The following is a 23,359-nucleotide window of genomic DNA, read 5'->3' on the forward strand; positions in this document are numbered from 1 at the left end:
ATCTAAACACTGTCGTCGTGTATGTATAAAAAACAAGGCTAGAAGTCAGGCTTCCCGACTTCGCCATCGGCGTCAAATGCACATAGACAGCTGTGTAGAACGTATTTATAAATTCAAACTAATTTGGCATAGGAATAGCTAGACTTCGTGTGCATGGTACACCTCGCTATTACAATATGCTGGGGTAAGGAAAATGCTAACCTGAAGTAAATCGTAGTGATGCACGATGTACAACAATGACTAAACTAAACATGATACTCAAATACGCCTACCATGGACTTAATGTTTGTAAAAACGGATATAAACCAGCTGCTTGCAGAAGCCTGCCATGATTTAAAAGCACTCATGAACGAACGCGCCATAGCATGCGAACTTTTGTTGCCGCCTATGCACCTCAGTACCCCCATCGACTCTGCGCTCATCAAACAAATGTTCATCGAACTCATGCGGCATACCGTATACTCCGCAAGCCATACGGTTCGTTTTAAATTCCTGACTTTTACGAGTGATGATACCGTATTTCGCATACAGTTTTTTAAAGATCCGCAGACTGATACCATGGTGACAAACTCACCCCCTCCGCGTGGCCTAGCAGAGCAAGCCTTTCCCGATCTCCATGCCATACAAAAACGAGCCGCTTGTTCAGGCATAACCTTTAGTACGGCAGAAAACGGTATCATCGTTTCCATACCCATTATGTATGCCAGCGGTTCCGAAGTGGCGACAAGTTCAGGTGACACAACCGGCATTCATGACCCATATACATTGGAGTCTTCCGAGAACCCCGCCCTGTTACTTGTGGAAAGTGATCGAGAAATATTCGCTTATCTCAATAAGGAGCTCAAAGGTTCATATCGTATTTTGTGCGCCGGCAATGCTACTGAAGCCTTGGAGCTGTTGGCCAACAATACGGTGCAACTCGTATTGACAGCACACCTAACACCAACCTTGGACGGCATTGGTCTGTGTAGGCATATTAAAGCAAGTAGAGACTATGGGCATATACCTGTACTTTTCTTAACTCCAGCACAGGCTGTAGAACCAAAGATACAAGCTTTGATGAGCGGCGCAGATGCTTGTGTGGAGAAACCTTTCGCAGCGGATTTTTTACTTGCTCAAATTAACAACATTTTGGTTAACAGACGAATAATACAAAAGCATGCCTTCCATAGTCCAAAAAGCAGCGACGTTAATGTATTTAACGAAGCGCCTACAGACAACTTTATCGCGCGCTTGCATGCTATTATACAAGAACACATTGCCGATATTGATTTGACAGTAGATGAACTGGCCAAACGCATGAACATGAGCCGACCCACATTTTACCGAAGAGTTAAGCAGTGCTCTGCGCTCACGCCCAATGAAATCATCCATATTTCAAAACTTCAGAAAGCCGCCGAGTTGTTGGCCGAGCGTAAATACACCATTGCCCAAATAGCCGCCATAGTAGGTTATAGCGTGCAATCTAATTTTTCGAGAGACTTTCATAAGCATTTTGGCACACCGCCCAGTATCTATCCAAGCAGAAAGATTGATGTTGCTTAAGATGTTGGATACAGTATCCATACCGGGGCGTTTTGTTCGAACAAACGCCCTGCTCTATCCAACTGTACTTTTTGGAAATTTTGTTTTGAGCACATTTTCCACGATCGCAATAATGTCATCCATATCAAAAGGCTTGGGCAAAATCATATTTGCTCCGGCTTCCAATGCGACATCACGCCCATCGTCTGTGGCGGAGATGCAAAGAATAAATGTCTTTTTTAACTGCGGTGTCTTCCGGATCATCTTGATCAATTCCTTACCCGAAACCACGGGCATGTTTAGATCCACAATAACGATCTCCGGCTTTAGCGAAACGATCCGATCGTAAGCCCGAGCGCTATCGGTCTCGATAATCGTCTCAGAATCCACCATTTTAAAAATTAGATCTAACGTACTGGCGATGCCAATATCGTCGTCACATATAAAGACTTTGTTTTTAACCATTGTTTGTATTACCTTAATCAACCCGCCTTGTCCCTACAAAGCAATGAGATTTGCGAAAGCATTCTACGCATCTCCTCTATAACAAATACAGTTCCATTTTATCCCATACACAAACGCTTCCCCGACCTAGCGACGAGATCTGTATCCTGCTATTTTCACGCTACAATCGACATACCAACATGGCGAGCTTCTTATCTACCTATCTATCAACCTATCTGGAGCACACACACCTTCACGCATTCAAGCCAAAATCGGCAACCGTGGAAATCTCCACCGCTGCCATTTTGCTAGTGACGCTGCCAACAGGTTGACTGCATGATCATCAATCTGTATATCTCTTCCTTTGCGTAACAATTTGCAGGAGAATAAGCATAATATGGAGCCTTTCGCAGCAATTCACGCGAGCAGGAGAAGCTATGGCACGGTATTTGATCATTAGACAGTATTCATAATTTAGGTTAATAATTGGTTAGTTAGTAAAAATCCTGAAGCTCCCAGCTTCAGGATTTTTTGTTTTATCACCGAAATCTATTTTTAAAAGCAGCCCTGTTGACAATAGGTGCGTAAACTCCAGCATGCATCGCTAGGCTCATGTGGTTGATGATAACAGGACGCATAGGCTATGGTGATTATTGAGCTGTTCGCATTTTTGTAACATCCTAAATACATATAGAAGGTATTCGATTTTTTTAAAGAATTGGCACAGCATTTGCGAATAAGCTAGTATTCATAATTTAGGTTAATAATTGGTTAGTTAGTAAAAATCCTGAGGCTCCCCGCTTCAGGATTTTTTATTTCATTTGCTCAGGCTATCCTAGATTATAACTCCCAAAGAAAAAGCCGAAACTCCCTTTTTGACAAGCTAAAGCTCGCACAGAACAAGCCGACACCCTGGATGTTTCTCTTGCTAGTACCTTACCACTTTTGCAGGCCCAACAATTTCTTTCCCAACGCCGAGAGCTCCGCAATCGGGTATTTTCGTTCCCGTTGTAAGGGATCGCCCGGGTATGCGTCGTCATCTGGCGCCAACCGATCATGCCAGGCATTGATTCGCCAAGACCGCAGTTCTTCGTTCTCTTCATCTGCAGGAACCATGGTGATATATTGTGCCACACGCACCTTATCGCTATGATTCGGGCGGATGCCGTGGGGTTGCGAACTGTTGAAGATCAATAAATCGCCAGCTTCCATTTTTACTTTCGTGGTGGTAAATCCTGTCGTATCCGGTTTGAAACGATTTCTATCCGCCGGTTGACTCAATTTCCAAGTGTCATAGGTGCGGTATAGCTCCGGTATACATTGAAAGCCGCCCATATGCTCATCCGTTTGATCAACCAATGCTAATACACCCTGAACGTATTGCGGCTTGGTTTCTGGATCATAGTCCCAATGAATAAACCCTGTATATTCGTAGCCAGGCTTGACAGGAAAATTGAGGTTTACCCGATCGATACTTACCCAAAGTTTATCTGTGCCCCAAACATCCGCAAAGGCCTGATGTATCCTTTCGCTCTGCCGATTATTCCAGAGGACCTGGTTGTTATACACCTCCACCATACCGGAATTATTTAACTCCAGCATTTTGTGATGCGTATCCGCAACCTTATACCAGGTTTGTTGATCTTCGGGGTCTTTGCCTTCGAAATCCCATACAAAGGCAGCGCTATCGGCGGCCTGCTGTTTTGAGATCGCATTTTTAATGATGACATAACCGTTATCCAACCAAAACTGCCAATCTGCCTCTGACAACACACGCAGTGCTTCACCATTAGCTCGCGTAGATAAGCGCGGATTGTTTTTTGTTCTCATCGAAGGATCGCCCGGCATCACCTGGGTTTTTCCATTTTTCATTGCTTCCATCATATCTATTGATTTTAAAATTAGTTATGCTTTTATGCTATGTACCTTACAAAATTGACCAGAAACAGGCACACAACTTTTAACACTAATGACCAATACTTGCTCTGTATTGATGTTTTTTTTCATATATTTACATCAACCCATTATAATAAAGGCTTATGAAAATTGTGAAAGAAGAAATAGCAATTGATAGCAACCGGTCCTTCAAAGTTTTCTCTCCGAGACTAAAAAACTATTTTTACTGGCATTACCACCCCGAGATCGAGTTGGTATTCGTCGAAGCAATCAATGGGATTAGGCATGTTGGTAAAAGTATTTCGGGGTTTGTCGAAAGTGACCTGATCCTTATCGGCCCTAATGTGCCGCATCTCAATTTCGATTACGGGATAGAAACTGATTACCAGCAGATCGTCGTACAATTCAACAATAAGTTTATAGAAAACAACATCGCAGCCGTACCCGAATTTCACGCGATCAAAAAACTGCTGGACAAAAGTTACCTAGGCCTCTCTTTTTTTGGCGAGACGAAGTTGAAAGTGGCGAAAAAACTGAAAGAAAATGATCATCACCATACGTTTTCATCGCTCATCACGCTTATGGAGATCTTACAGATCCTTGCTTTATCTAACGAATATGAAACACTCAACAAAGATGACACGCGGATAAGGTTCTTCCTACATGATAAGATACGCATGGGAACGATATACGATTACATCCATGAGCATTTCGATAAAAATCCCGATGTCAATGAAATTGCTACAATCGTGCATCTCAGTACCGCAGCATTTTGCCGATACTTTAAAAAGCAAACCGACATGACATTCACCGATTTCGTGAACGGTTTTCGTATCAATCAAGCGAAAACCTTTTTATTGCAAGAGGCTTCGATAGCGGAAGTGTGTTATCGCGTTGGCTACAACAGCATCTCCTATTTCAATAAACTTTTCAAACGGCAAGTCGGCGAAACGCCCTCAGCATTTAAAAAAAGATATGCGCCGATAACTTCATAGCATTTTGCTAACTACTTCGCGGCGTTACCCATCCGCTGCTTCCTAAAACAGCGAACCAGCGACAAAATTTATTCGGCAAAACGGCCCACCCCCATATTCTACCATTAACTTTCTTTCATAAATATATTTTTATCGATATATTTGAATTGCATTATCAGCAGTTACAATTCATGCAAAGCGAAAGATGCTAACCACAAGTCAATACAATCGAATGCGTAGTAAATAACCTCGACACGTGCAGTAGATAATGGTCAAAAAAATGCAGAATATTCTTTTACATACACACATACAGGAAAAACTATTAAAACGAATTCTATGGACGACATTGTAAATGACATGCAAAACGCTGCGCATGGGAAATCTAACATGGGATGCCCTGAAAAACACCATGGCTGGACAAAAAAGACGCCACCCCTAACGAACAAACACATCAGGTTTTGGTTAGGAATTATGTTTATCGTCCTCACGGCAACGCTAAGGGGGCAACATCAAGACCACGTATTGTGGTACGATTCGCCTTCTAAAATATGGGAAGATGCCCTCCCGGTCGGTAACGGACGCTTGGGCGCTATGGTATTTGGGACCTTAAATACGGAAATCATCCAGCTGAACGAAGAGAGCCTTTGGGCTGGTTCCAAGAAAGGAGCCGATGCCGACGCGGCGCCGCAGATGCCGGAAATAAAACGTTTATTGTTAGCGGGAGAAATTGCAAAGGCAGCGGAACTTTCAGAAACAGCATTGAAAAGCGATCCTATGCGTATTCGTTCTTACCAACCGTTTGGCGAGTTCCGCATCGACTTCGGCGGCGAAAACCATACAGCGGAGCACGTGACGAACTATCGGCGGGCCTTGGATTTACAAACCGGGATAGCAACCGTCGTGTACGAAGTTGCCGGCGTACAATACAAACGGGAAGTTTTCGCCTCTGCACCAGACAATATGCTCGTCATTCGGCTCTCGGCAAGTAAACCTGGGCAACTTACATTCAAGCTTTCTTACACGCGACAGCAAGATGCGACCGCCTTCCCTGCCGGAGAAAAGGAGTTGATCATCCATGGCCAAGTAGCCGACCTGCCATTGGATGGTGCCGGTGAATCCGGATTGCATATGAAATTTGCAGGGCTGCTACGTGGCACGCACGATGCTGGAAGCATGGTGACCAATGCCAACTCATTCTTCGTCGAAAATGCCAGCGAAGTCGTGTTCTATTTCACCGCTGCAACAGACTATAATTTTTCAAAACTTGATTACGACCGTACGATCAATCCGCTGAAACGATGCCGTGAAATATTGGACGCTACGCAAGGCCTTCCGTTTGAGCAAGCGAAAATCCGCCACACGGCAGATCACCGCAAAATGTTTGATCGTGTGGTGCTCAACATGGGAAGTCCAGAAAATCTGCCTACAGACCAGCGTTTAGAGAAGGTAAAAGCCGGAGATATTGACCTGGCTTTGATTAGCCTTTACTTTCAATACGGCCGTTATCTCTTGATGGGATCATCCCGTACCCCCGGTGTGCTGCCCGCCAATTTGCAAGGCATCTGGAATAAAGATATGCAAGCTGCTTGGAATTCGGATTTTCACACCAACATCAACATACAGATGAATTACTGGCCGGCAGAAGTCTGTAACCTCCCAGAAACCGTAATCCCCTATTCGCATTTGATTACAGCCTTGCGCGAACCTGGACGCATTACCGCGCGCAAAACCTACAATTCCGCCGGCTGGACAATGAACCACCTAACGGATGTTTTCGGAAGAACAGCAATAACCGATGGCGTAGGCTGGGGAACATTTCCCATTGCCGGGGCATGGCTGGTCCTGCACCAATGGGAGCATTATCTCTTCACGAAAGATTTAGACTATCTTAAAAATGAAGCTTGGCCATCCATGCGTGAGGCCGCAGATTTTATCCTGGACTATGTAGTTGAAGACAAGAATGGCAATTTGGTCACGGCTCCTTCCAATTCGCCAGAAAACAACTACCGCCTACCAGATGGCAGCACCTTTATGCTGACTTACGGCGCTACGATGGATACGCAAATCATCAGGGAGTTGTTCCGAGCATGCATGCAAGCAGCCAAACTCACCGGAGAGAAGCCCGACTTTACGCGTAAGCTAAAAACAGCGATAGACAAATTGCCGCCAACTAAAATCAGCAAGCGGTATAATACCATTCAGGAATGGATTGAAGACTACGAAGAAGTGGAGCCTGGCCATCGGCATATTTCACACCTTTTTGGTCTGTATCCCGGCACGTCGATCACGCCTAAGCAAAAAGAAATTTTTGCAGCCGCTAAACGGACCATTGAACGCCGTCGCCAATACAATGAGCATGAAGACAATAGAATGGGAACCTACACCGGATGGAGCCGGGCCTGGATGATCAATTTCTATGCTCGTTTGTTAGACGGCGAAGAGGCTGGAGCCAACGTGCAGGAGCTCCTTGCCAAAACCACACTCCGCAACCTATTCAACACGCACCCGCCATATCAAATCGATGGTAATTTTGGCGGCACAGCGGGCATAGCCGAGATGCTGATCCAAAGCCATAACGAGGAGATCCACCTATTGCCTGCGCTCCCATCCTCATGGAAAACCGGAGAGATCAAAGGCCTTCGTGCGCGTGGCGGACTGACAACGGATATAAAATGGGAAGACGGCAAATTGGTATCGGCGATACTATACGCTGACGAAGACAGCCACCTGACTATACGCTACCAAGATCAGACGAAGCAGGTCAAGGTAACGGCCAAGGATTCGGTATCTTGGTATTAAAACTGCAGGTAGCGTCCAGCATGCCCTGCCGGCAGTCAGCAGGCAACATTTTTACCAAGCATAAGGATGGGAAGCTATGCTTATCTTGTATAAAAACGCTTCTACTTGCAAAACATACAAAGAAAAGCCATCTTTGTTGCGTAAAAGACGATTGGACCGAAAAATCAGAAAAGGTCAATATCCCGCGTTTTTACATTGACTAGGATATATTAGCTATGCAACAAGGCCCTATTGGCATATTTGACTCCGGTTTCGGCGGCTTGACTGTCTTTCGAGAAATCAAAGATCATTTGCCGCAGTATGACTATATCTATTTGGGTGATAATGCCCGTGTACCCTATGGCACACGTTCGTTTGAAACCGTGTATGAGTTTACGAAAGAATGCGTATTCAAACTATTCGAACTGGGCTGCAACTTGGTTATCTTGGCCTGCAATACCGCATCGGCCAAGGCCCTACGTAGCATACAGCAAAACGATTTGCCACCGGGCAAAAAGGTATTGGGTGTAATCCGGCCTACCACAGAGTCTATCCATCGTTTCACGACCTCGAAGGAGATTGGTGTACTGGCTACGCCAGGGACGGTCTTATCCGAATCTTACAAAATCGAAATCAACAAATTTCATCCTGAAATCAAGGTATTTCAACAAGCCTGCCCCCTTTGGGTGCCCCTGGTCGAAAACAACGAGATCGATACGCCCGCAGCCGATTACCTGGTGCAAAAAGACATTAATCAATTGCTGTCGCAAAGTCCTCATATCGATACACTGGTGTTGGCCTGCACACATTATCCGTTGCTGCTGCCCATTATCAGGAGGCACGTGCCGTCCGCGATACATATACTACCGCAAGGGAAACTTATTGCTCAAAGCTTGACGAACTACCTGCAACGCCATCAGGAAGTAGAAATGTTTTGCTCGCGCCACGGCGGGATGACATTCTACACAACGGACGACAATACGGACTTTGAAAACAAGGCAAAGATATTTTTTAAGGAGCGCGTGCAGGCCACGCACATCCGGGTAGCCTATTAACGTGCTACCGCACGTTAGCCATAAAAAAACCTCCCACGTCTAAGATCACGTAGAAGGTTTTTTTTGCTACAGTGCAACAAGACTAGAGCTGACCTTTGGCTTTCAGCGCAATAGCATACAGCTTCATCTGTTTGACCATCGATAACAGGCCATTTGCCCGCGTTGGCGAAAGATGCTCTTTCAGCCCTATTTGATCGATAAAGTACAGATCCGCGGCCGCAATCTCCTCCGGTGTGTGCCCTGAAAGCACCTTCACCATCAAACTCACCAAGCCTTTTGTAATGATAGCATCACTATCTGCAGTAAAGGTAACTTTCCCCTCTTCAAGTTTCGGGTAAAGCCACACTTTAGATTGACAGCCTTTAATGATGTAATCATCCGTTTTATAGTCTTCCTGTATAAGGGGCACTTCTTTCCCCAATTGAATGATGTACTCATACTTTTCCATCCAGTCTTGATAGAAAGCAAAGTCATCGATCAGTTCATCCTGTATTTCGTTAATCGTCATGTCTACTTATTTAAGCATCGCAACCGCGCGTTCCAATCCCGCGATCAAGATATCTACTTCTTCTTTTGTGTTGTACATGGCTAAAGACACCCGTACCGTTCCTGGAATACTAAACTGGCTCATCACGGGTTGAGCGCAATGGTGTCCTGTGCGCACGGCGATACCCAACTTATCTAAGATAACACCGATGTCGTACGGATGAATTCCATCCACGACAAATGAAATGACAGAAGATTTATGCGCTGCCGTACCAATGAAACGTATGCCATCTATCTTCGCCAATTCCTGGGTGGCATAATCTAAAAGGTCGTCTTCATACGCCTTGATCGCATCCAGTCCGATGTCCTGAATATAGTCTATAGCTTGTGTCAGGCAGATGCCTGCTTCTATGTTGGGTGTGCCCGCCTCAAATTTGAAAGGAAGATCATTGTACGTGGTCTTCTCGAAGGTGACATCCCGAATCATATCGCCGCCACCCTGATAAGGCGGCATCTTATTCAATAACGCTTCTTTTCCGTAAAGTACGCCGACCCCTGTTGGGCCATACATCTTATGTCCGGAAAATGCGAAGAAATCGACATCCAGTTCCTGAACATCTATGGCAATGTGCTGAATGGCTTGTGCAGCATCAATCAATACCGGTACATCATGTTTATGCGCTATGTCAATCATTTCTTTCACCGGATTGATCGTTCCAAGCGCATTCGATACATAAGTAAAAGAGACGATTTTTGTACGTTCTGAGAATAATGCCTGATATGCCGCGATATCCAGTTCCCCTTTTTCATCCATTGGTATTACACGAAGAACGCATCCCTTTTCATCACAAAGCATTTGCCAGGGAACGATATTGGAATGGTGTTCCATAGCAGAGATGATAATTTCATCGCCCGCACCAATGAACGGCCGCCCATAGCAACTGGCAATGATGTTGATGGATTCCGTCGTCCCTTTTGTAATAATTATTTCATGCTCATGCTTCGCGTGGATAAAAGCTTGTACTTTCCGCCGGGTTACCTCAAACGCATCGGTGGATATCTGACTAAGATAATGCACGCCCCGATGAATATTGCTATTCATTTGTGCATAATAATCGACAATGCCGTCGATTACCTGTTTCGGTTTATGCGTGGTCGCCCCATTATCGAAATAGATCAAAGGTTTGCCATTCACTTCACGTTTTAAAATCGGGAAGTCTGCCCGTACTTTTTGTATATCAAAATTTCCCAAAAGTATTCTCCTTAAATGATGTACAAAGGTACTACAATTACGTTTTAAATAGGTCAATGCTGTGTATTCTTTTCATTCATATAAGAGGATTTTCTCGATCAGATTTAATCACCGCAGTGTATTTTATCAAAATATAGCGTCGTAATTTATTGGCAATTGGTTAACTTTGCAACATATATGCAAGAATTACCATTAAATATACCAGAGGGATCGAGAAAAGAGGTCATGGCTTATTTAGAACCGTTCATGTTAAACGAAATGAGCGACTACCTCAAGCCTGTCGAAGAGATGTGGCAACCGGCAGATTTTTTGCCTGATTCTTCACGCGATACGTTTTTCGAAGAGGTGAGAGATCTGCAAGAAAGTGCGAAAGAACTGCCTTACGACTTGGTGGCTGTATTAATAGGTGATACGATTACCGAAGAGGCTTTACCGACCTACGAATCTTGGTTGACCATGGTAGAAGACGTGGAAAAGAATGAACAAGGCGGATGGATGAAGTGGGTTAGAGCATGGACTGCAGAGGAAAATCGCCATGGTGACTTGTTAAACAAATACCTGTACTTATCTGGCCGTATTGACATGCGTCAGTTTGAAATGTCTACCCAATACCTTATCCAGGATGGGTTTGATATCGGCACGGGTGCGGATCCTTACCGAAACTTTATATACACTTCTTTTCAGGAGCTAGCCACCAATGTTTCGCATAGACGTGTGGCCGGTATCTCGAAAAAATCTGGAGATAAGCTATTGGCAAAAATGTGCGGTGTTATCGCAGCGGATGAGGCTAGACATGCGAAAGCCTATATGTCTTTCATCTCGCATGCCTTAGTCGTCGATCCAAGCGAAGTTATGATTGCTTTTGAAGATATGATGCGTAAAAAAATAGTCATGCCTGCACACTTCATGCGAGAGGCCGGCGAGCCGCAGGGTGAAGCCTTCGCGCATTTCTCGGATGCGGCCCAACGCCTAGAAGTGTACACTGCGCTGGATTACGTGGAAATCTTGAACACCTTAAACCAGGATTGGCAAATTGATAAGGTCGGTGGACTCAATGAAAAAGGTGAAAAAGCACGGGATTACCTGATGAAACTACCAGATCGCCTAACACGACTTGCAGATCGGATCAAAGTTCCCGAGATACAATATAAATTTAAGTGGATACACGGATAGGGCTTGCGTTAAAAACGCAAGCTTTTTTGTTTGTTAGTAAACTTTTTACGAAATTAGTTGTCACACTAATAATTGATATGCTAAAGGAAAAATATAACCAGTACTCTTTTATCTTGGACCGAACGGCGCGACGTGTAAAACAGTTTGCACAAAGTTCATTTTCGCAAGGTGCTTTCGACGTCACTATCGACCAATGGAGCATCCTAAAGATTTTATATAAGGAAGATGCTATGACACAAAAGGAGATCGCAGAGAAATCTGGAAAAGATCAGCCCACGCTGACGCGCATTGTGGATATTCTTATCAAGAAAAGGCTCGCCCAGCGGGTAGAACACCCGCAAGATAGGCGCTGCTTACAGCTCAAACTCACGCCAGAAGGGAAACAGAAGGTCGAAGAACTATCTCCTGCAGTAAAGGAAATACGCATGAAGGCTTGGGAAAATTTGTCTGAGGATGATTTCGAAAACTTCACGCGGATACTAAATACCATTTATACGAATTTAAATCAGCAAGTATGATACAGACAGATATATGCATTATAGGCGCCGGACCAGTCGGCCTGTTCGCGGTTTTTGAAGCAGGCCTTTTAAAAATGCGCTGCCATTTGATTGATGTATTGCCCCAAGTTGGAGGGCAGCTTTCAGAGATATATCCGCACAAGCCCATTTACGATATCCCTGGCTATCCAACGATAAAAGCGCAAGAACTTATTGACAACCAGATGCTGCAGATCGCACCTTTCAAACCTACGTTTAGTTTAGGCGAACGCGTGGAGCATCTGGAAAAACAAGAGGATGGCTCTTACCTCGTTACGGGTTCAGATGGAACGGCGATCCACTGCCAGGTTGTTGTGATCGCTGGCGGGCTGGGCTGTTTTGAGCCGCGCAAACCGGATGTCTTCAACCTGTCTCTATTCGAAAAAGCACATGTGCACTATATGGTTAAAGATCCTGAAAAATTCCGCGACAAAACCATCGTTATTGCTGGTGGCGGGGACTCTGCGCTCGACTGGACTGTATTTCTTGCTAATGTTGCCAAGCAGGTTACGCTCGTCCACCGCAGCGATTCTTTCCGCGGTGCACCAGACTCTGCCGAGAAGGTTTATGAACTCGCACAGCAGGGCAAAATAAACCTCTTGCTGTCACACAACTTGATGGCTCTGGAGGGTACTTCTGCCCTGCAACAGATTCGATTGATCAACAAAGCGAAAGAAGAAGTTTTTGCGCCTGCCGATCACTTTATCCCGCTTTATGGGTTAAGTCCGAAATTAGGTCCTATTGCAGAATGGGGATTGACGATTGATAAAAATGCCATCGAAGTAAACACGTTTGACTATTCCACGAATATAGAACGCATTTACGCAATTGGCGATATCAACACCTATCCGGGGAAACTAAAGCTGATATTATCGGGTTATCACGAAGCAGCCTTGATGTGTCAAAGTGCGTTCAAGTATGTATATCCGGAACAAAAACTAAGTTTTAAATACACAACCGTAAACGGTGTAAATGCTTTTTAGCTATGGAAAATATAATCAGTATTACGATTGAAGACAGAGACGGTACTGTACAGGATATTGAAATCCCGACCGATGTGAATCTAAGCTTAATGGAAATACTAAAGGCTTCGGCGTATGATATTCTGGCCACCTGCGGCGGCATGGCACTATGTGCGACCTGCCATGTGCAGATTACCGAAGGCTTGGATTTGCTTAATGAGCCGTCTGATCAGGAACTCGATATGTTGGATACGTTGCCAGATGCCAGCGACGAGAGCCGGTTGGCCTGCCAGCTTCGTTTAGGAAATAAAAATCAAGGCCTTAAACTTGCCATAAAAGGTGCATTGCAATGATCCTATTATAAAGTGTACAAATCACACTAAGTTTTCGTATTTTTGCGTGTAGAGAAGAGATAGTAGCGTAAGCATCAAGTTTACATAAATAGGAGAAAAAGTTCATATTATCCTAACTAAACTATGCGGATATTTACGGCCTATCTCAAGTATTGGAACAAAATTAGTTTATTATGTTATTAGATCGTTCTGAAAGAAGTTTTCCGAGAGTTATCATCATTGGCGGTGGTTTCGGAGGCGTTGAGGCGGCCAAACAGTTCAAGGACAAGGAAGTTGAAGTTTTATTAATCGATAGAAACAATTTCCATACGTTCCAGCCCCTCATGTACCAAGTTGCTACAGGTACGCTGGCTGCCGATGCAATTTCTTTTCCCATCCGCAAGATGTTTAAATCGCAGCAAAATTTCAGATTCAGAATGGCCGAAGTGTTAGAAATTAATTCCCAACAAAAGATCGTCAAAACATCTGTCGGGGATTACGACTACGACTATTTGATCATCGCGACAGGTGCCACGTCAAACTTTTTCGGCAACAAGCAAGTGGAGAAATATGCGCTTCCGATGAAAAGCATCCATGAAGCGCTAAACATACGAAGCTATGTGCTTCAAAATTTTGAAGAAGCGGTATTGCGTAAGAATGCGCACGATAGGGAGCGATTCCTAAACTTTGTGGTAGTCGGTGGCGGCCCCACAGGCGTCGAACTATCCGGCGCCATTGCCGAGATTCAATTGCATATGCTAAAGAAAGACTATCCAGAGCTTTCTAAAAGCGAAATGACCGTATACCTTGTCGAGGGTATGGGAAAAATCTTAGGTGCACTTTCCGAAAAATCGTCGAGAGATGCCGAGCGCTATCTTAAAGAACTGGGTGTAAAAGTTATGCTAAACACGCAGGTGACAGGATATGATGGCAACACAATCACGCTTTCAAACGGAGAGAGTATCCCGACAAGAACCGTTATTTGGGGAGCAGGTGTGATGGGTCAATTTCCAGAAGGCATTCACCCTGAAATCATCCAACGTGGAAATCGGATCAAAACGGATGGCCAATGCCGCATTGAGGGTATGGACGGCGTTTACGCGATTGGCGATGTTGCAGCCATGATTACAGAGCAAACACCACGTGGTTTGCCAGGCGTAGCACCCGCAGCCCAGCAGCAAGGAAAATACGTAAGCAAGCATATTTTAAATAGCATGAATGGGCAAGGCTCACCAGACTTCAGCTATTTCGACAAGGGGTCTATGGCCACCGTCGGCCGGAATCGCGCCGTCGTCGATATGGGTAATTTTCATATGAAAGGATTTTTAGCCTGGATGACTTGGATGTTTGTGCATTTACTTTCTATCTTTGGTTTCCGCAATAAATTGGTCACCTTTGTAAACTGGACCATAAAGTTTTTTACTAAAAATAGCGGCATTCGCCTTATCATCAATAAAGCACAGCGACCGGAAGCTAAAAAAGACGAAGAACTGGCCTATCAAGACTAATCACCATGGAAAATAAAGCAATAGCCAAAGCATTTAAATTGTGCAGCCAATTGATGGAGCTGTTCAACGAAAATCCGTTTCGAACCAAAGCGATGGCGTCTGCTTCCTTCAAAATTGATAAGCTCCCCTTCCCCGCCGTAGACGCTAGCTTAGAAGAACTTAGCGAGCAGCCGGGCATTGGAAAAAGCACAGCAGACAAAGTATTGTCATTGATCCATAATGGCTCTTTCCCTGAGCTTGACAAACTGATCGCTAAAACCCCGACCGGGATTATGGAGATGCTGTCCATAAAGGGATTAGGGCCAAAAAAGATACAGATTATCTGGCATGATCTGGGTATAGAAACTGTGGGAGAATTGTTATATGCTTGCAATGAAAACAGATTGGTAGAAGCCAAGGGCTTTGGTTTGAAGACGCAAGAGGAGATTAGAAAGGCGATTGAATTTGCCAATGCAGCGCAGGGCCTTTTTCTTTATGCAAAAGCAGAAAAGGTAGCCATGCCGTTTATGCAACGTTTAGCCACGACATTTCCAGACGCCATGCATACCTTCACAGGTGAATTTAGGCGTAAATGCGAAATCATCTCCAGCGTTGATATATTGACCAGCGCACCGATCGCGGAAGTTGCCCAAATGTTGGCAAACGACGACAGCTATACGCTGCTAGAACAATTTGATGCTTCCATACAGTTTACCGATGTATACGCCGGCAAATACCAATTACTTTTCACGTCTGCAAAGGAATTTGCGATTGACCTTTTGATAAGTACGGGTAGCGACGCACATCTGCAGCAGCTTAAAGCGTTGCAGGATCCATTACCCAACGGCCAGACAGAAACAGAAATCTACCAAGCGTTGGGCTTAAAGTATATTGCACCCGAACTGCGGGAAGGGTTGCGGGAAGTACAGTGGGCGAAGGAAGATAAACTGCCAGAACTTATAAATTTTGCTGACCTGAAAGGCACGTTGCATAACCACTCTACCTACAGCGATGGCGTCCATTCGCTAGCGCAAATGGCTAGCTATTGTAAAGATCAACTTGGATTGGAATACCTCGGCATATGCGACCATTCGAAAACTGCCGTCTATGCAAATGGGCTAAGCATCGAACGTTTGGCCGAACAATGGAAAGAGATCGACCTCCTTAACGAGCAATTAGCCCCATTTAAGATTTTTAAAGGCATTGAGTCGGATATTCTTGCTGATGGATCGTTGGATTATCCAGACGAAATTCTGCAACAATTTGATTTTGTTGTTGCGTCGGTACACAGTAACCTGCGCATGGATGAGGAAAAAGCGACGCAACGTCTTATAAAAGCAATCGAAAACCCTTATACCACTATGTTGGGCCATCCCACTGGGCGTTTGCTTCTGAGCCGGGCCGGTTATCCGCTCGATTTTAAAAAAGTAATTGATGCGTGTGCTGCGCATGCTGTCGTCATTGAAATTAATGCCAATCCACTCCGTTTGGACTTAGACTGGCGCTGGCAACAATATGCATTGGAAAAAGGGGTTATCCTGTCAGTCAACCCGGATGCCCATCGCACCGAAGGCTTACTAGACATGCATTATGGCATTTATGCGGCCAGAAAAGGTGGTCTTTCTGCCCCGCATTGTTTGAATGCCTTAACGAAAGATGAAATCGAAACCTATTTTAGTAATCGTAGAAAAAACAATACGAAATAGACCAGGCTTGTTCGAGTCGATAAGCGCCCATAAAAAAGTCGGAAACATGAATATGTTTCCGACTTTTTTATACTGTTATATCCTATTACTTCTTGTAATACTGCATAGCTTTAGGAATTAATTTTTGAATATCATTGATACGGCGTGCATCACTGGGGTGGGTACTCAAAAATTCCGGTGTGGAATTTGCCGCTTTCGCAGAAGCCATCCGTTCCCAAAAGGCAACCGCGCTTTCCGGGTTGTATCCCGCCATCGCCATAAACACCAAACCCAGTTGATCTGCCTCCGACTCGTTACTGCGCGAATATTTCAACATGGCCAATTGCCCGCCAATACCATACGCGTTGTTAACCAATCCCTGGATCAGCGTATTCTTTCCCGCAGTGGCTACACCAAGAACTTGCGCGCCCACCTGCACGGCATACTGATTTGACATCTGCTCCATAGAATGGCGTGCAATAGCGTGCGCAATTTCATGTCCCATAACGGTCGCCAAACCTGCTTCATTTGCCGTGAAAGGCAAAATACCTGTGTAAACCGCAACCTTACCGCCCGGCATACACCACGCGTTCACGTCGGAACTTTCCACCAAATTAAATTCCCAATTGAAATTATACTGCTGTGCCAAGCCTTGACTAGCCAGATATTGATTAACCGCTGCCGCGATTTTATTCCCCACATTCTTTACCTGAGCCGCGCTGGATGTTCCAGTGATGACTTTAGTCGATGATGCATTTAAAAACTCCTTGTAGGCGACCGAGGCCTGCTGTTGGATTTGGTCATCGCTTACTAAGGAAAGCTGTCTGCGCCCGGAAACGGGTACTGTAGAACAAGACGCTAATGTCGCAGCTAACAACGCCAACGCCGTATATCTAAAAATCTTTTTCATGGTTAAATTGCTTTTGGCATAATGTTGCAAATCCTATGCCTAAACGCCTAACCCTTGCGTTTCTTGAACAAATAAATTTTAGACTCATGCCCCTTTAATAGTCTTTCGATGTTTTTTTGATGGGTCACAAGAATCAACGCGCAAATAGCAATACCATACAGCACCACCGCGGGAACAGAGGTTTGAAAGATGAAAGCAACCGTGAATGGGAAAGTAAAACCAGCTAATATAGAACCTAAAGAAACGTAGTGCGTGATCAAAAGCGTTAGCAAAAAAACACTCACACAACACAGCGCTGCAGGCGGATGTATAGCAATAACCATCCCGAAAAGGGTAGCTACGCCCTTCCCCCCTCTAAATCCGGCAAAAATAGGAAAGAGATGCCCTAGCACGGCTATCACACCTAAGGCTAATTGAAAATTTACGAACTGCACAGAATTCGGAATACCAACGATCGTGGAATCGAGTAAATGAGGCAGGTTTGTTGCTGTCCAGCCCTTTAAAATATCGACAAACATAACGATAGAGCCGGCTTTTTTACCGAGAACGCGGAAGGTGTTTGTTGCACCGGCATTCCCGCTACCATATTCCCTTACATCAACTCCGTAAAAAGCACCGCCAAACCAAACTGCCGAAGGGATAGATCCAAAAAGATAAGCTAATATGACTATCCCCACTAAATATATTGAAATCATATATGTTTATACCTTCTGAATAACCATTATAGAACTGTAGCTTTCAAGCTTAAATCCATGCTTTTAACAGAGTGTGTTAGCGCCCCCACCGATATATAGTCGACGCCAGCTCGGCCGTAGTCGGCAATGGTTGCCAGGGTTATCCCGCCAGATGCTTCGGTGACTAGTCGTCCGTTAACGAGCTCCACCGCTTTACGCACATCATCGGCTGTAAAATTATCAAACATCACCCTATCCACCGCTTCATTTGCCAAGACCTCCTCAAGCTCAGCAAAGTTACGTACTTCTATCTCGATCGCTACATCCAAGTTGTTTTCCGTACGGTATGCATGTGCTTTCTGTATCGCTTGACTGATGCCTCCAGCATAGTCTACATGGTTATCCTTGATCAGGATCATATCATAAAGGCCAAAGCGGTGGTTCGCCCCTCCACCGATCAATACCGCATCTTTCTCCAAAAAGCGCAATAATGGTGTCGTTTTCCGAGTATCCAGCACCTGGGCATCTGTGCCCTCTAGTTGCTGGCTATATTCTTTGGTGCGTGTAGCAATGCCCGACATGCGCTGCATCACGTTTAATACCAATCGTTCGGCTTTTAAAATACTGTGAATACTTCCGTGAACATAGAAGGCAATGTCGCCTGGCTGAACCGCCTGCCCATCATGAAGCCGCACGTCTACCGACAAGGTCGGATCAATCAAACGAAAAATTTCCTCTGCAACCGCCACTCCCGCCAAAACGCCCGCATCCTTAACCAAAAGCTTCGCATCACCTTGCGCCCGCTCCGATATGGTTGATAATGACGTATAATCACCCCCCTTAACATCTTCTTCCAGCGCTAACTCAACAAATTTTTTAAGTTTATCCAACTCAACTGCCATGTATCCTATGTAAATATTTAAGCGAAGATGCTCAAAATAAATTTTATTATAAAATATTAAGCTATTTTTTACGACAAGCTAGCTATTCGATTCGCATTTCCACAACTTGGAATTGCTTGTTATTATTGGAAAGCTTTATAAACACCCGATACGTAGACTTGTTTGTTTTTAAAGAGAAAACAATGTATGAATTTGATGAGTTATTGACGCGCTGCAGCTCTTTGAGGTGTTCGACTTTATTGGATCGAAAAAAATCTTCCAGCAAGAGCTCCGCTTGAAATTTTGTGTAGGTGCCATCCTCCCTTTTTACCGATAGGGTCAAGCTATTTGCAAAGGTGTTGCTCAATTTCTTCGCATGGCCAACCTTCAATGCGGAAGCTACCTCTTCCACGAGCTCGTCAAAGCCAACAAACCAAGGGGCAGAGGCGTGTACCAATAAGGATACGCAACACAAAATAACGGTCAAAGTTCGCTTCATCTTCTTCAATACTAACCCTTTTTTACACGCATTTAATATATTATCGTTTTGTTCAAGACTTACAGTGCCAAAATTATGCCAATTACGATAGGTAGCCGGTGCGCAATTTTACACAAATAACGCATTGAAATTTAGATATTTTTCCATAAATGGATATATTTGCGTGTGAGTAATTCAGAAAACAAAAGAGTAGCGCTATTAATCCTGGATGGTTTAGGATATGGCAAAGACGATAGTTCAAATGCGGTGCGTGCCGCAAAAACCCCGTTTTTAGATCACTTGTTAAGCACCTATCCGCACGCCAAGGTCGAAGCCTCGGGTGAGGCTGTAGGGCTTCCTGCTGGGCAAATGGGAAACTCCGAAGTGGGGCATATGAATCTTGGAGCTGGCCGCGTGGTGTATCAAGAATTAGGACGCATCAACAAAGCAGCAGCCGACGGCGTGTTTAATGAGAACACCGTGATTCAACAGGCGTTTGATTATGCTAAATCGAATAACAAGAAGGTGCATTTCATCGGTTTACTCTCCGACGGCGGAGTCCACGCACACATTACCCATGTAAAAGCGTTGTGTGATGCCGCGCAACAGGCCAATCTGAAAAATGATCAAGTATTTATTCACGCTTTTATGGACGGGCGTGATACCGATCCAAACGGCGGGCTAGGTTATGTCCGTGATCTAGAGGCACACCTCACCCACTCGACAGGTCAAATTGCTTCTGCAATAGGCCGCTATTATGCTATGGATAGAGATAATAGATGGGAACGTGTAAAGGAAGCCTACGATTTATTGACAAAAGCGGTTGGAACATCCACAAATAACCTGCAGCAGGCTATCGAAGACTCCTATGCCGATGGTGTAACCGATGAGTTTATAAAGCCGATCGTAGTGGTCGATGATGCTGGACAACCGGTAGCTAAAGTTGAGGAAGGTGATGTTGTTTTCTGTTTCAACTTCCGGACGGATCGCGGTCGCGAGATCACGATTGCGCTTACGCAGGAAGCTTTCCCAGCGTACGACATGACGCCACTACCGCTCTATTACGTGACCATGACATCCTATGACGATACGTTTAAGAATGTACATGTAGTTTTCCAAAAAGATAATTTAACCAATACCTTGGGCGAGGCCCTGAGTGATCAGCAAAAAACGCAGGTGCGTATTGCAGAGACCGAAAAATATCCGCACGTAACGTTCTTCTTTTCGGGCGGGCGGGAAGATGAGTTCGCTGGGGAACGTCGCTTGCTAATCCCTTCACCGAAAGTAGCCACCTACGATTTGCAGCCCGAGATGAGCGCATTCGGTATCACAGAAGCTATTTGCAAGGATATCACAGAAAATAAACCCGACTTTATTTGTCTGAACTTTGCAAATCCCGATATGGTTGGACATACCGGGGTTTTTGAAGCCGTTGTACAGGCTGTGGAAACAGTAGATAGCTGCACGAAAAAGGTCGTCGAAGTAGGCTTAGCAAACGGCTACTCGTTTATCATCTTGGCAGACCATGGCAACTCAGAATTCATGGTCAATGATGACGGCACACCGAATACAGCGCATACCACAAACCTAGTACCTTGTGTGTTAATAGACGATACGTATACGCATATTAAGGATGGTAAACTTGGCGATATAGCGCCTACCGTATTACGCTTACTTGGGGCTACGATCCCTTCAGAAATGACTGGAAATGTCTTGGTATAAAAGAGATTTAACTCCGTATAAAGCAGCAATGGCCAGTGCCCTTGCTGCTTTGTTCTTTTCGTGCGCAGAGACGCCGCCTTCTGCTGCGCGAAAGCAAGATACAAGGTTTGATATCCCCGGCTACTTTAAAGCGGAGATTGCGCGCTTGAATCAATCCCTCCCAACAGTCAACAAAACGGTGGTAAAAGATAGCCTTTCGGAAAGCAAAACACTAAAGATCAGCAATTGGACAGATGAGCTGGCAAGCTTTTCGACGGTTGACCTGAACAAGCCGGCCTATTCAGGCTTGTTGAAAAAGGATAGTACGGCCAACAAAATTGTATACACAGCCACCGACCCGAAAATAGACATATCGAAAGTAGAAATTACCTTTACGTCAGAGAATAAGCCAAAGGCTTTTGTTATTGAACGCACCATTAAAAATTCGCTGTACCAAACAAAAGAAGTACTGAAATACCAGGCGGATAGCGCATACAGTTTAAACAAAAGTCAATCCGTTTTACTGTTGGGCGATAGGCAATATCAAATTGAAAGCGCCTTTGTCCATTAAGCGGACGACCCAGAGAGAGAGAGCAATCTTCTTCATGTAAAGAATACTGCCCTTTCTCCAGGTTTTTGCAGGCGATTATCCTGCCCTTACAATCCCTACCAACCTACTCGTATCTGGCAAGCGCAATAATGTTATCACTGAAGCGGGTCAACCTACCCAGGCTTTGTAAAAAGTCCAAGCTGATGACAAACGCATAGCCAACAACCACACCTTCCAATTTTTCAATAAGCTTGGAGGCCGCAACAACGGTGCCGCCTGTCGCCAATAAGTCGTCATGAATTAAAATGCGACTCCCCGCCGTAAAGGCATCTTCATGCATTTCAATCGTGGCCTGTCCGTACTCCAACTTATACGATTCGCCAATGGTTTTGGAAGGAAGCTTACCTTGCTTGCGGATCGGAATGAAAGGGATGTTTAATTTGTTTGCCAACATCATCCCGAATAGGAACCCTCGGCTCTCCACCCCCGCAATGGCGTCTATTTCCAATCCGTTTAAACGATCGACGAATTCTTCTACGATTGCCGTGCAAAGTTCCTGATTTTGTAAAACGGGAGTAATATCTTTAAAAACTATTCCAGGTTTGGGGAAATCTGGAATATCCCGAATCACTGCCTTCAGTTCATCTATTACCATACTGTTTTCAATTGAATTTTAAATACGGTTCAATTTTACGCAAAAAAACGCTATCCAGCGTATAAATTTGCGCAAGATCTTCCAGTGATGTAAATGGGCCGTGCTGGCCTCTGTAGCGAATGATACGGCTCGCATGGCGCTTGCTAATATAGGGATGGGCGGCCAGCTCTGTTTCTGTCGCCAAATTTACAGCTAGCTGCTGAACGCCGTTGCCGCCGACGGATAGCAAGCCCTTGAGCTTCTCTAGCGTTTCGGCGGGCAATCCATAAACCTCTTGAAGCTGCTGTAAGCTATGGAAACCTCCGAGACTATTGCGGTATTTAATCATTCGGGTGGATAATACAGGACCTATGCCCGGTAGAGCGACAAGAGCAGCAGAATCCGCGCTATTGATATCGACGACCGTACGTGCTACGGTGGCTTTCGGAGGCGATGAAGAAGCTGCCGGGCGCTGTGGAGCATCCAGCACGTCAAAACGCAGAAACGGAGCTATCCGCTGGAATTCCGCCGCCGATATCGAATACATCTTCCGCACATCTTCGGCCTTATAAAAGCGTCCACCTTTACTTTCATAATTTTTGATGACTCGAATTTGCTTATCCGAAAAACCCATCGCCCGCCATTGGGAATCAGGAAGATTATTCGGGTTAAAGGGCGTGAGCGTAAAAGATTTGCTGGCAACGTCTCGCCCTTGCTCCGGCCTTTGCAAATCTTCCGAAGGAGAGATCGACAAGCCTTGCGGATCGGCATCTACCCACGAGATTAAAGGTTCAGCTGGATTTGCATTATAAAATAAGTAACGGTAGAGAAATGGCGTATAGTAAACCAGGACAACAAGGAGTAACAAAACCAGAAAACCCCGGCGTTCATTATGCGTTAAACGGAAGAATGCGCTTAGTTTTTTCATACGTCATCATTACGCCCTG

At 44.9% G+C, this 23,359-nt stretch carries 22 protein-coding genes; 12 read left to right on the top strand and 10 right to left on the bottom strand.

What is annotated here, in order from left to right:
• The first annotated feature begins 273 nt into the window (after nt 1-273).
• Entirely contained in the window at nt 274-1,545 is a 1,272-nt protein-coding gene (locus tag B0I21_RS13440; protein WP_133640997.1) for a response regulator transcription factor, read from the top strand.
• A 54-nt stretch (nt 1,546-1,599) separates the two neighbouring features.
• Here the strand turns inward: B0I21_RS13440 and B0I21_RS13445 are convergent, their stop codons facing one another.
• Nucleotides 1,600-1,989, bottom strand: coding sequence for a response regulator (locus tag B0I21_RS13445; protein WP_133640998.1), 390 nt, complete (start codon nt 1,987-1,989; stop codon nt 1,600-1,602).
• Nucleotides 1,990-2,904: 915 nt separating this feature from the next.
• Complete coding sequence (locus B0I21_RS13450; RefSeq protein ID WP_133640999.1) at nt 2,905-3,852, bottom strand: phytanoyl-CoA dioxygenase family protein; 948 nt, start codon at nt 3,850-3,852, stop codon at nt 2,905-2,907.
• 155 nt (nt 3,853-4,007) lie between these two features.
• Between B0I21_RS13450 and B0I21_RS13455 the strand changes: the two genes are divergently transcribed.
• From B0I21_RS13455 to murI, 3 genes are all read left to right on the top strand, one after another.
• Nucleotides 4,008-4,859, top strand: coding sequence for an AraC family transcriptional regulator (locus B0I21_RS13455; RefSeq protein ID WP_133641000.1), 852 nt, complete (start codon nt 4,008-4,010; stop codon nt 4,857-4,859).
• A 315-nt stretch (nt 4,860-5,174) separates the two neighbouring features.
• Complete coding sequence (locus B0I21_RS13460) at nt 5,175-7,637, top strand: glycoside hydrolase family 95 protein (RefSeq protein ID WP_133641001.1); 2,463 nt, start codon at nt 5,175-5,177, stop codon at nt 7,635-7,637.
• A gap of 215 nt (nt 7,638-7,852) precedes the next feature.
• Nucleotides 7,853-8,671 carry a glutamate racemase gene (murI, locus tag B0I21_RS13465; RefSeq protein WP_133641002.1) on the top strand — a complete coding sequence of 273 codons (819 nt, stop codon included), beginning with the start codon at nt 7,853-7,855 and terminating at the stop codon, nt 8,669-8,671.
• Nucleotides 8,672-8,753: 82 nt separating this feature from the next.
• Here the strand turns inward: murI and B0I21_RS13470 are convergent, their stop codons facing one another.
• Both B0I21_RS13470 and B0I21_RS13475 read right to left on the bottom strand, forming a co-directional pair.
• The gene (locus B0I21_RS13470) at nt 8,754-9,179 is read right to left on the bottom strand and encodes a SufE family protein (protein WP_133641003.1); all 426 of its coding nucleotides are present in this window, start codon (nt 9,177-9,179) and stop codon (nt 8,754-8,756) included.
• A gap of 6 nt (nt 9,180-9,185) precedes the next feature.
• Nucleotides 9,186-10,409 carry a cysteine desulfurase gene (locus B0I21_RS13475; RefSeq protein ID WP_133641004.1) on the bottom strand — a complete coding sequence of 408 codons (1,224 nt, stop codon included), beginning with the start codon at nt 10,407-10,409 and terminating at the stop codon, nt 9,186-9,188.
• Nucleotides 10,410-10,586: 177 nt separating this feature from the next.
• Here B0I21_RS13475 and B0I21_RS13480 point away from each other — a divergent pair, with 177 nt between their 5' ends.
• The 6 genes from B0I21_RS13480 (at nt 10,587) to B0I21_RS13505 (ending at nt 16,605) form a co-directional block, all read left to right on the top strand.
• Nucleotides 10,587-11,582, top strand: coding sequence for an acyl-ACP desaturase (locus B0I21_RS13480; RefSeq protein WP_133641005.1), 996 nt, complete (start codon nt 10,587-10,589; stop codon nt 11,580-11,582).
• A 77-nt stretch (nt 11,583-11,659) separates the two neighbouring features.
• Nucleotides 11,660-12,100 (top strand): MarR family winged helix-turn-helix transcriptional regulator, encoded by a 441-nt coding sequence (locus B0I21_RS13485; RefSeq protein ID WP_133641006.1) that lies wholly within the window; start codon nt 11,660-11,662, stop codon nt 12,098-12,100.
• Nucleotides 12,097-13,101: an NAD(P)/FAD-dependent oxidoreductase gene (locus B0I21_RS13490; RefSeq protein WP_133641007.1), complete on the top strand. Its 1,005-nt coding sequence runs from the start codon at nt 12,097-12,099 to the stop codon at nt 13,099-13,101. The genes B0I21_RS13485 and B0I21_RS13490 overlap by 4 nt, the downstream gene beginning before the upstream one ends.
• A 2-nt stretch (nt 13,102-13,103) precedes the next feature.
• Nucleotides 13,104-13,433, top strand: coding sequence for a 2Fe-2S iron-sulfur cluster-binding protein (locus B0I21_RS13495; RefSeq protein WP_133641008.1), 330 nt, complete (start codon nt 13,104-13,106; stop codon nt 13,431-13,433).
• Between the two features lie 173 nt (nt 13,434-13,606).
• Complete coding sequence (locus B0I21_RS13500; protein WP_133641009.1) at nt 13,607-14,920, top strand: NAD(P)/FAD-dependent oxidoreductase; 1,314 nt, start codon at nt 13,607-13,609, stop codon at nt 14,918-14,920.
• A gap of 5 nt (nt 14,921-14,925) precedes the next feature.
• The gene (locus tag B0I21_RS13505) at nt 14,926-16,605 is read left to right on the top strand and encodes a DNA polymerase/3'-5' exonuclease PolX (RefSeq protein WP_133641010.1); all 1,680 of its coding nucleotides are present in this window, start codon (nt 14,926-14,928) and stop codon (nt 16,603-16,605) included.
• Nucleotides 16,606-16,690: 85 nt separating this feature from the next.
• On the opposite strand, the gene B0I21_RS13510 is transcribed toward B0I21_RS13505, so the two are convergent.
• From B0I21_RS13510 to B0I21_RS13525, 4 genes are all read right to left on the bottom strand, one after another.
• Entirely contained in the window at nt 16,691-17,494 is an 804-nt protein-coding gene (locus B0I21_RS13510) for a M48 family metallopeptidase (RefSeq protein WP_133641011.1), read from the bottom strand.
• Between the two features lie 47 nt (nt 17,495-17,541).
• Nucleotides 17,542-18,189 carry a glycerol-3-phosphate 1-O-acyltransferase PlsY gene (gene plsY, locus B0I21_RS13515; protein ID WP_133641012.1) on the bottom strand — a complete coding sequence of 216 codons (648 nt, stop codon included), beginning with the start codon at nt 18,187-18,189 and terminating at the stop codon, nt 17,542-17,544.
• Nucleotides 18,190-18,215: 26 nt separating this feature from the next.
• Nucleotides 18,216-19,070, bottom strand: a complete 855-nt coding sequence (nadC, locus tag B0I21_RS13520; RefSeq protein WP_133641013.1) for a carboxylating nicotinate-nucleotide diphosphorylase — start codon at nt 19,068-19,070, stop codon at nt 18,216-18,218.
• An 82-nt stretch (nt 19,071-19,152) separates the two neighbouring features.
• Nucleotides 19,153-19,548: a DUF4783 domain-containing protein gene (locus B0I21_RS13525; RefSeq protein WP_133641014.1), complete on the bottom strand. Its 396-nt coding sequence runs from the start codon at nt 19,546-19,548 to the stop codon at nt 19,153-19,155.
• Between the two features lie 165 nt (nt 19,549-19,713).
• On the opposite strand from B0I21_RS13525, the gene gpmI reads away from it, so the two are divergent.
• Nucleotides 19,714-21,249 carry a 2,3-bisphosphoglycerate-independent phosphoglycerate mutase gene (gene gpmI, locus B0I21_RS13530; protein WP_133641015.1) on the top strand — a complete coding sequence of 512 codons (1,536 nt, stop codon included), beginning with the start codon at nt 19,714-19,716 and terminating at the stop codon, nt 21,247-21,249.
• A complete protein-coding gene (locus B0I21_RS13535) occupies nt 21,236-21,799 on the top strand; it encodes a hypothetical protein (protein ID WP_133641016.1) in 564 nt (187 codons plus the stop codon). The genes gpmI and B0I21_RS13535 overlap by 14 nt, the downstream gene beginning before the upstream one ends.
• Nucleotides 21,800-21,902: 103 nt before the next feature.
• Here the strand turns inward: B0I21_RS13535 and B0I21_RS13540 are convergent, their stop codons facing one another.
• On the bottom strand, nt 21,903-22,433 hold the full coding sequence (locus tag B0I21_RS13540; RefSeq protein WP_133641017.1) for an adenine phosphoribosyltransferase: 531 nt from the start codon (nt 22,431-22,433) through the stop codon (nt 21,903-21,905).
• A 7-nt stretch (nt 22,434-22,440) separates the two neighbouring features.
• Nucleotides 22,441-23,340 (bottom strand): helix-hairpin-helix domain-containing protein, encoded by a 900-nt coding sequence (locus tag B0I21_RS13545; RefSeq protein ID WP_133641018.1) that lies wholly within the window; start codon nt 23,338-23,340, stop codon nt 22,441-22,443.
• Nucleotides 23,341-23,359: the final 19 nt, after the last annotated feature.

The sequence above is a fragment of the Sphingobacterium paludis genome, from assembly GCF_004364125.1.
Classification (GTDB): Bacteria; Bacteroidota; Bacteroidia; order Sphingobacteriales; family Sphingobacteriaceae; genus Sphingobacterium; species Sphingobacterium paludis.

Bases quoted from the DNA above. Each gene is read 5' to 3' on its own strand.
- B0I21_RS13470 (WP_133641003.1), bottom strand. From the start codon at position 9,179: ATGACGATTAACGAAATACAGGATGAACTGATCGATGACTTTGCTTTC.
- B0I21_RS13510 (WP_133641011.1), bottom strand. From the start codon at position 17,494: ATGAAAAAGATTTTTAGATATACGGCGTTGGCGTTGTTAGCTGCGACA.
- nadC (WP_133641013.1), bottom strand. From the start codon at position 19,070: ATGGCAGTTGAGTTGGATAAACTTAAAAAATTTGTTGAGTTAGCGCTG.
- B0I21_RS13450 (WP_133640999.1), bottom strand. From the start codon at position 3,852: ATGATGGAAGCAATGAAAAATGGAAAAACCCAGGTGATGCCGGGCGAT.
- B0I21_RS13505 (WP_133641010.1), top strand. From the start codon at position 14,926: ATGGAAAATAAAGCAATAGCCAAAGCATTTAAATTGTGCAGCCAATTG.
- B0I21_RS13490 (WP_133641007.1), top strand. From the start codon at position 12,097: ATGATACAGACAGATATATGCATTATAGGCGCCGGACCAGTCGGCCTG.
- B0I21_RS13455 (WP_133641000.1), top strand. From the start codon at position 4,008: ATGAAAATTGTGAAAGAAGAAATAGCAATTGATAGCAACCGGTCCTTC.
- B0I21_RS13500 (WP_133641009.1), top strand. From the start codon at position 13,607: ATGTTATTAGATCGTTCTGAAAGAAGTTTTCCGAGAGTTATCATCATT.
- B0I21_RS13445 (WP_133640998.1), bottom strand. From the start codon at position 1,989: ATGGTTAAAAACAAAGTCTTTATATGTGACGACGATATTGGCATCGCC.
- B0I21_RS13460 (WP_133641001.1), top strand. From the start codon at position 5,175: ATGGACGACATTGTAAATGACATGCAAAACGCTGCGCATGGGAAATCT.
- plsY (WP_133641012.1), bottom strand. From the start codon at position 18,189: ATGATTTCAATATATTTAGTGGGGATAGTCATATTAGCTTATCTTTTT.
- B0I21_RS13525 (WP_133641014.1), bottom strand. From the start codon at position 19,548: ATGAAGCGAACTTTGACCGTTATTTTGTGTTGCGTATCCTTATTGGTA.
- B0I21_RS13485 (WP_133641006.1), top strand. From the start codon at position 11,660: ATGCTAAAGGAAAAATATAACCAGTACTCTTTTATCTTGGACCGAACG.
- B0I21_RS13495 (WP_133641008.1), top strand. From the start codon at position 13,104: ATGGAAAATATAATCAGTATTACGATTGAAGACAGAGACGGTACTGTA.
- B0I21_RS13545 (WP_133641018.1), bottom strand. From the start codon at position 23,340: ATGAAAAAACTAAGCGCATTCTTCCGTTTAACGCATAATGAACGCCGG.
- B0I21_RS13535 (WP_133641016.1), top strand. From the start codon at position 21,236: ATGTCTTGGTATAAAAGAGATTTAACTCCGTATAAAGCAGCAATGGCC.
- B0I21_RS13540 (WP_133641017.1), bottom strand. From the start codon at position 22,433: ATGGTAATAGATGAACTGAAGGCAGTGATTCGGGATATTCCAGATTTC.
- B0I21_RS13480 (WP_133641005.1), top strand. From the start codon at position 10,587: ATGCAAGAATTACCATTAAATATACCAGAGGGATCGAGAAAAGAGGTC.
- B0I21_RS13440 (WP_133640997.1), top strand. From the start codon at position 274: ATGGACTTAATGTTTGTAAAAACGGATATAAACCAGCTGCTTGCAGAA.
- murI (WP_133641002.1), top strand. From the start codon at position 7,853: ATGCAACAAGGCCCTATTGGCATATTTGACTCCGGTTTCGGCGGCTTG.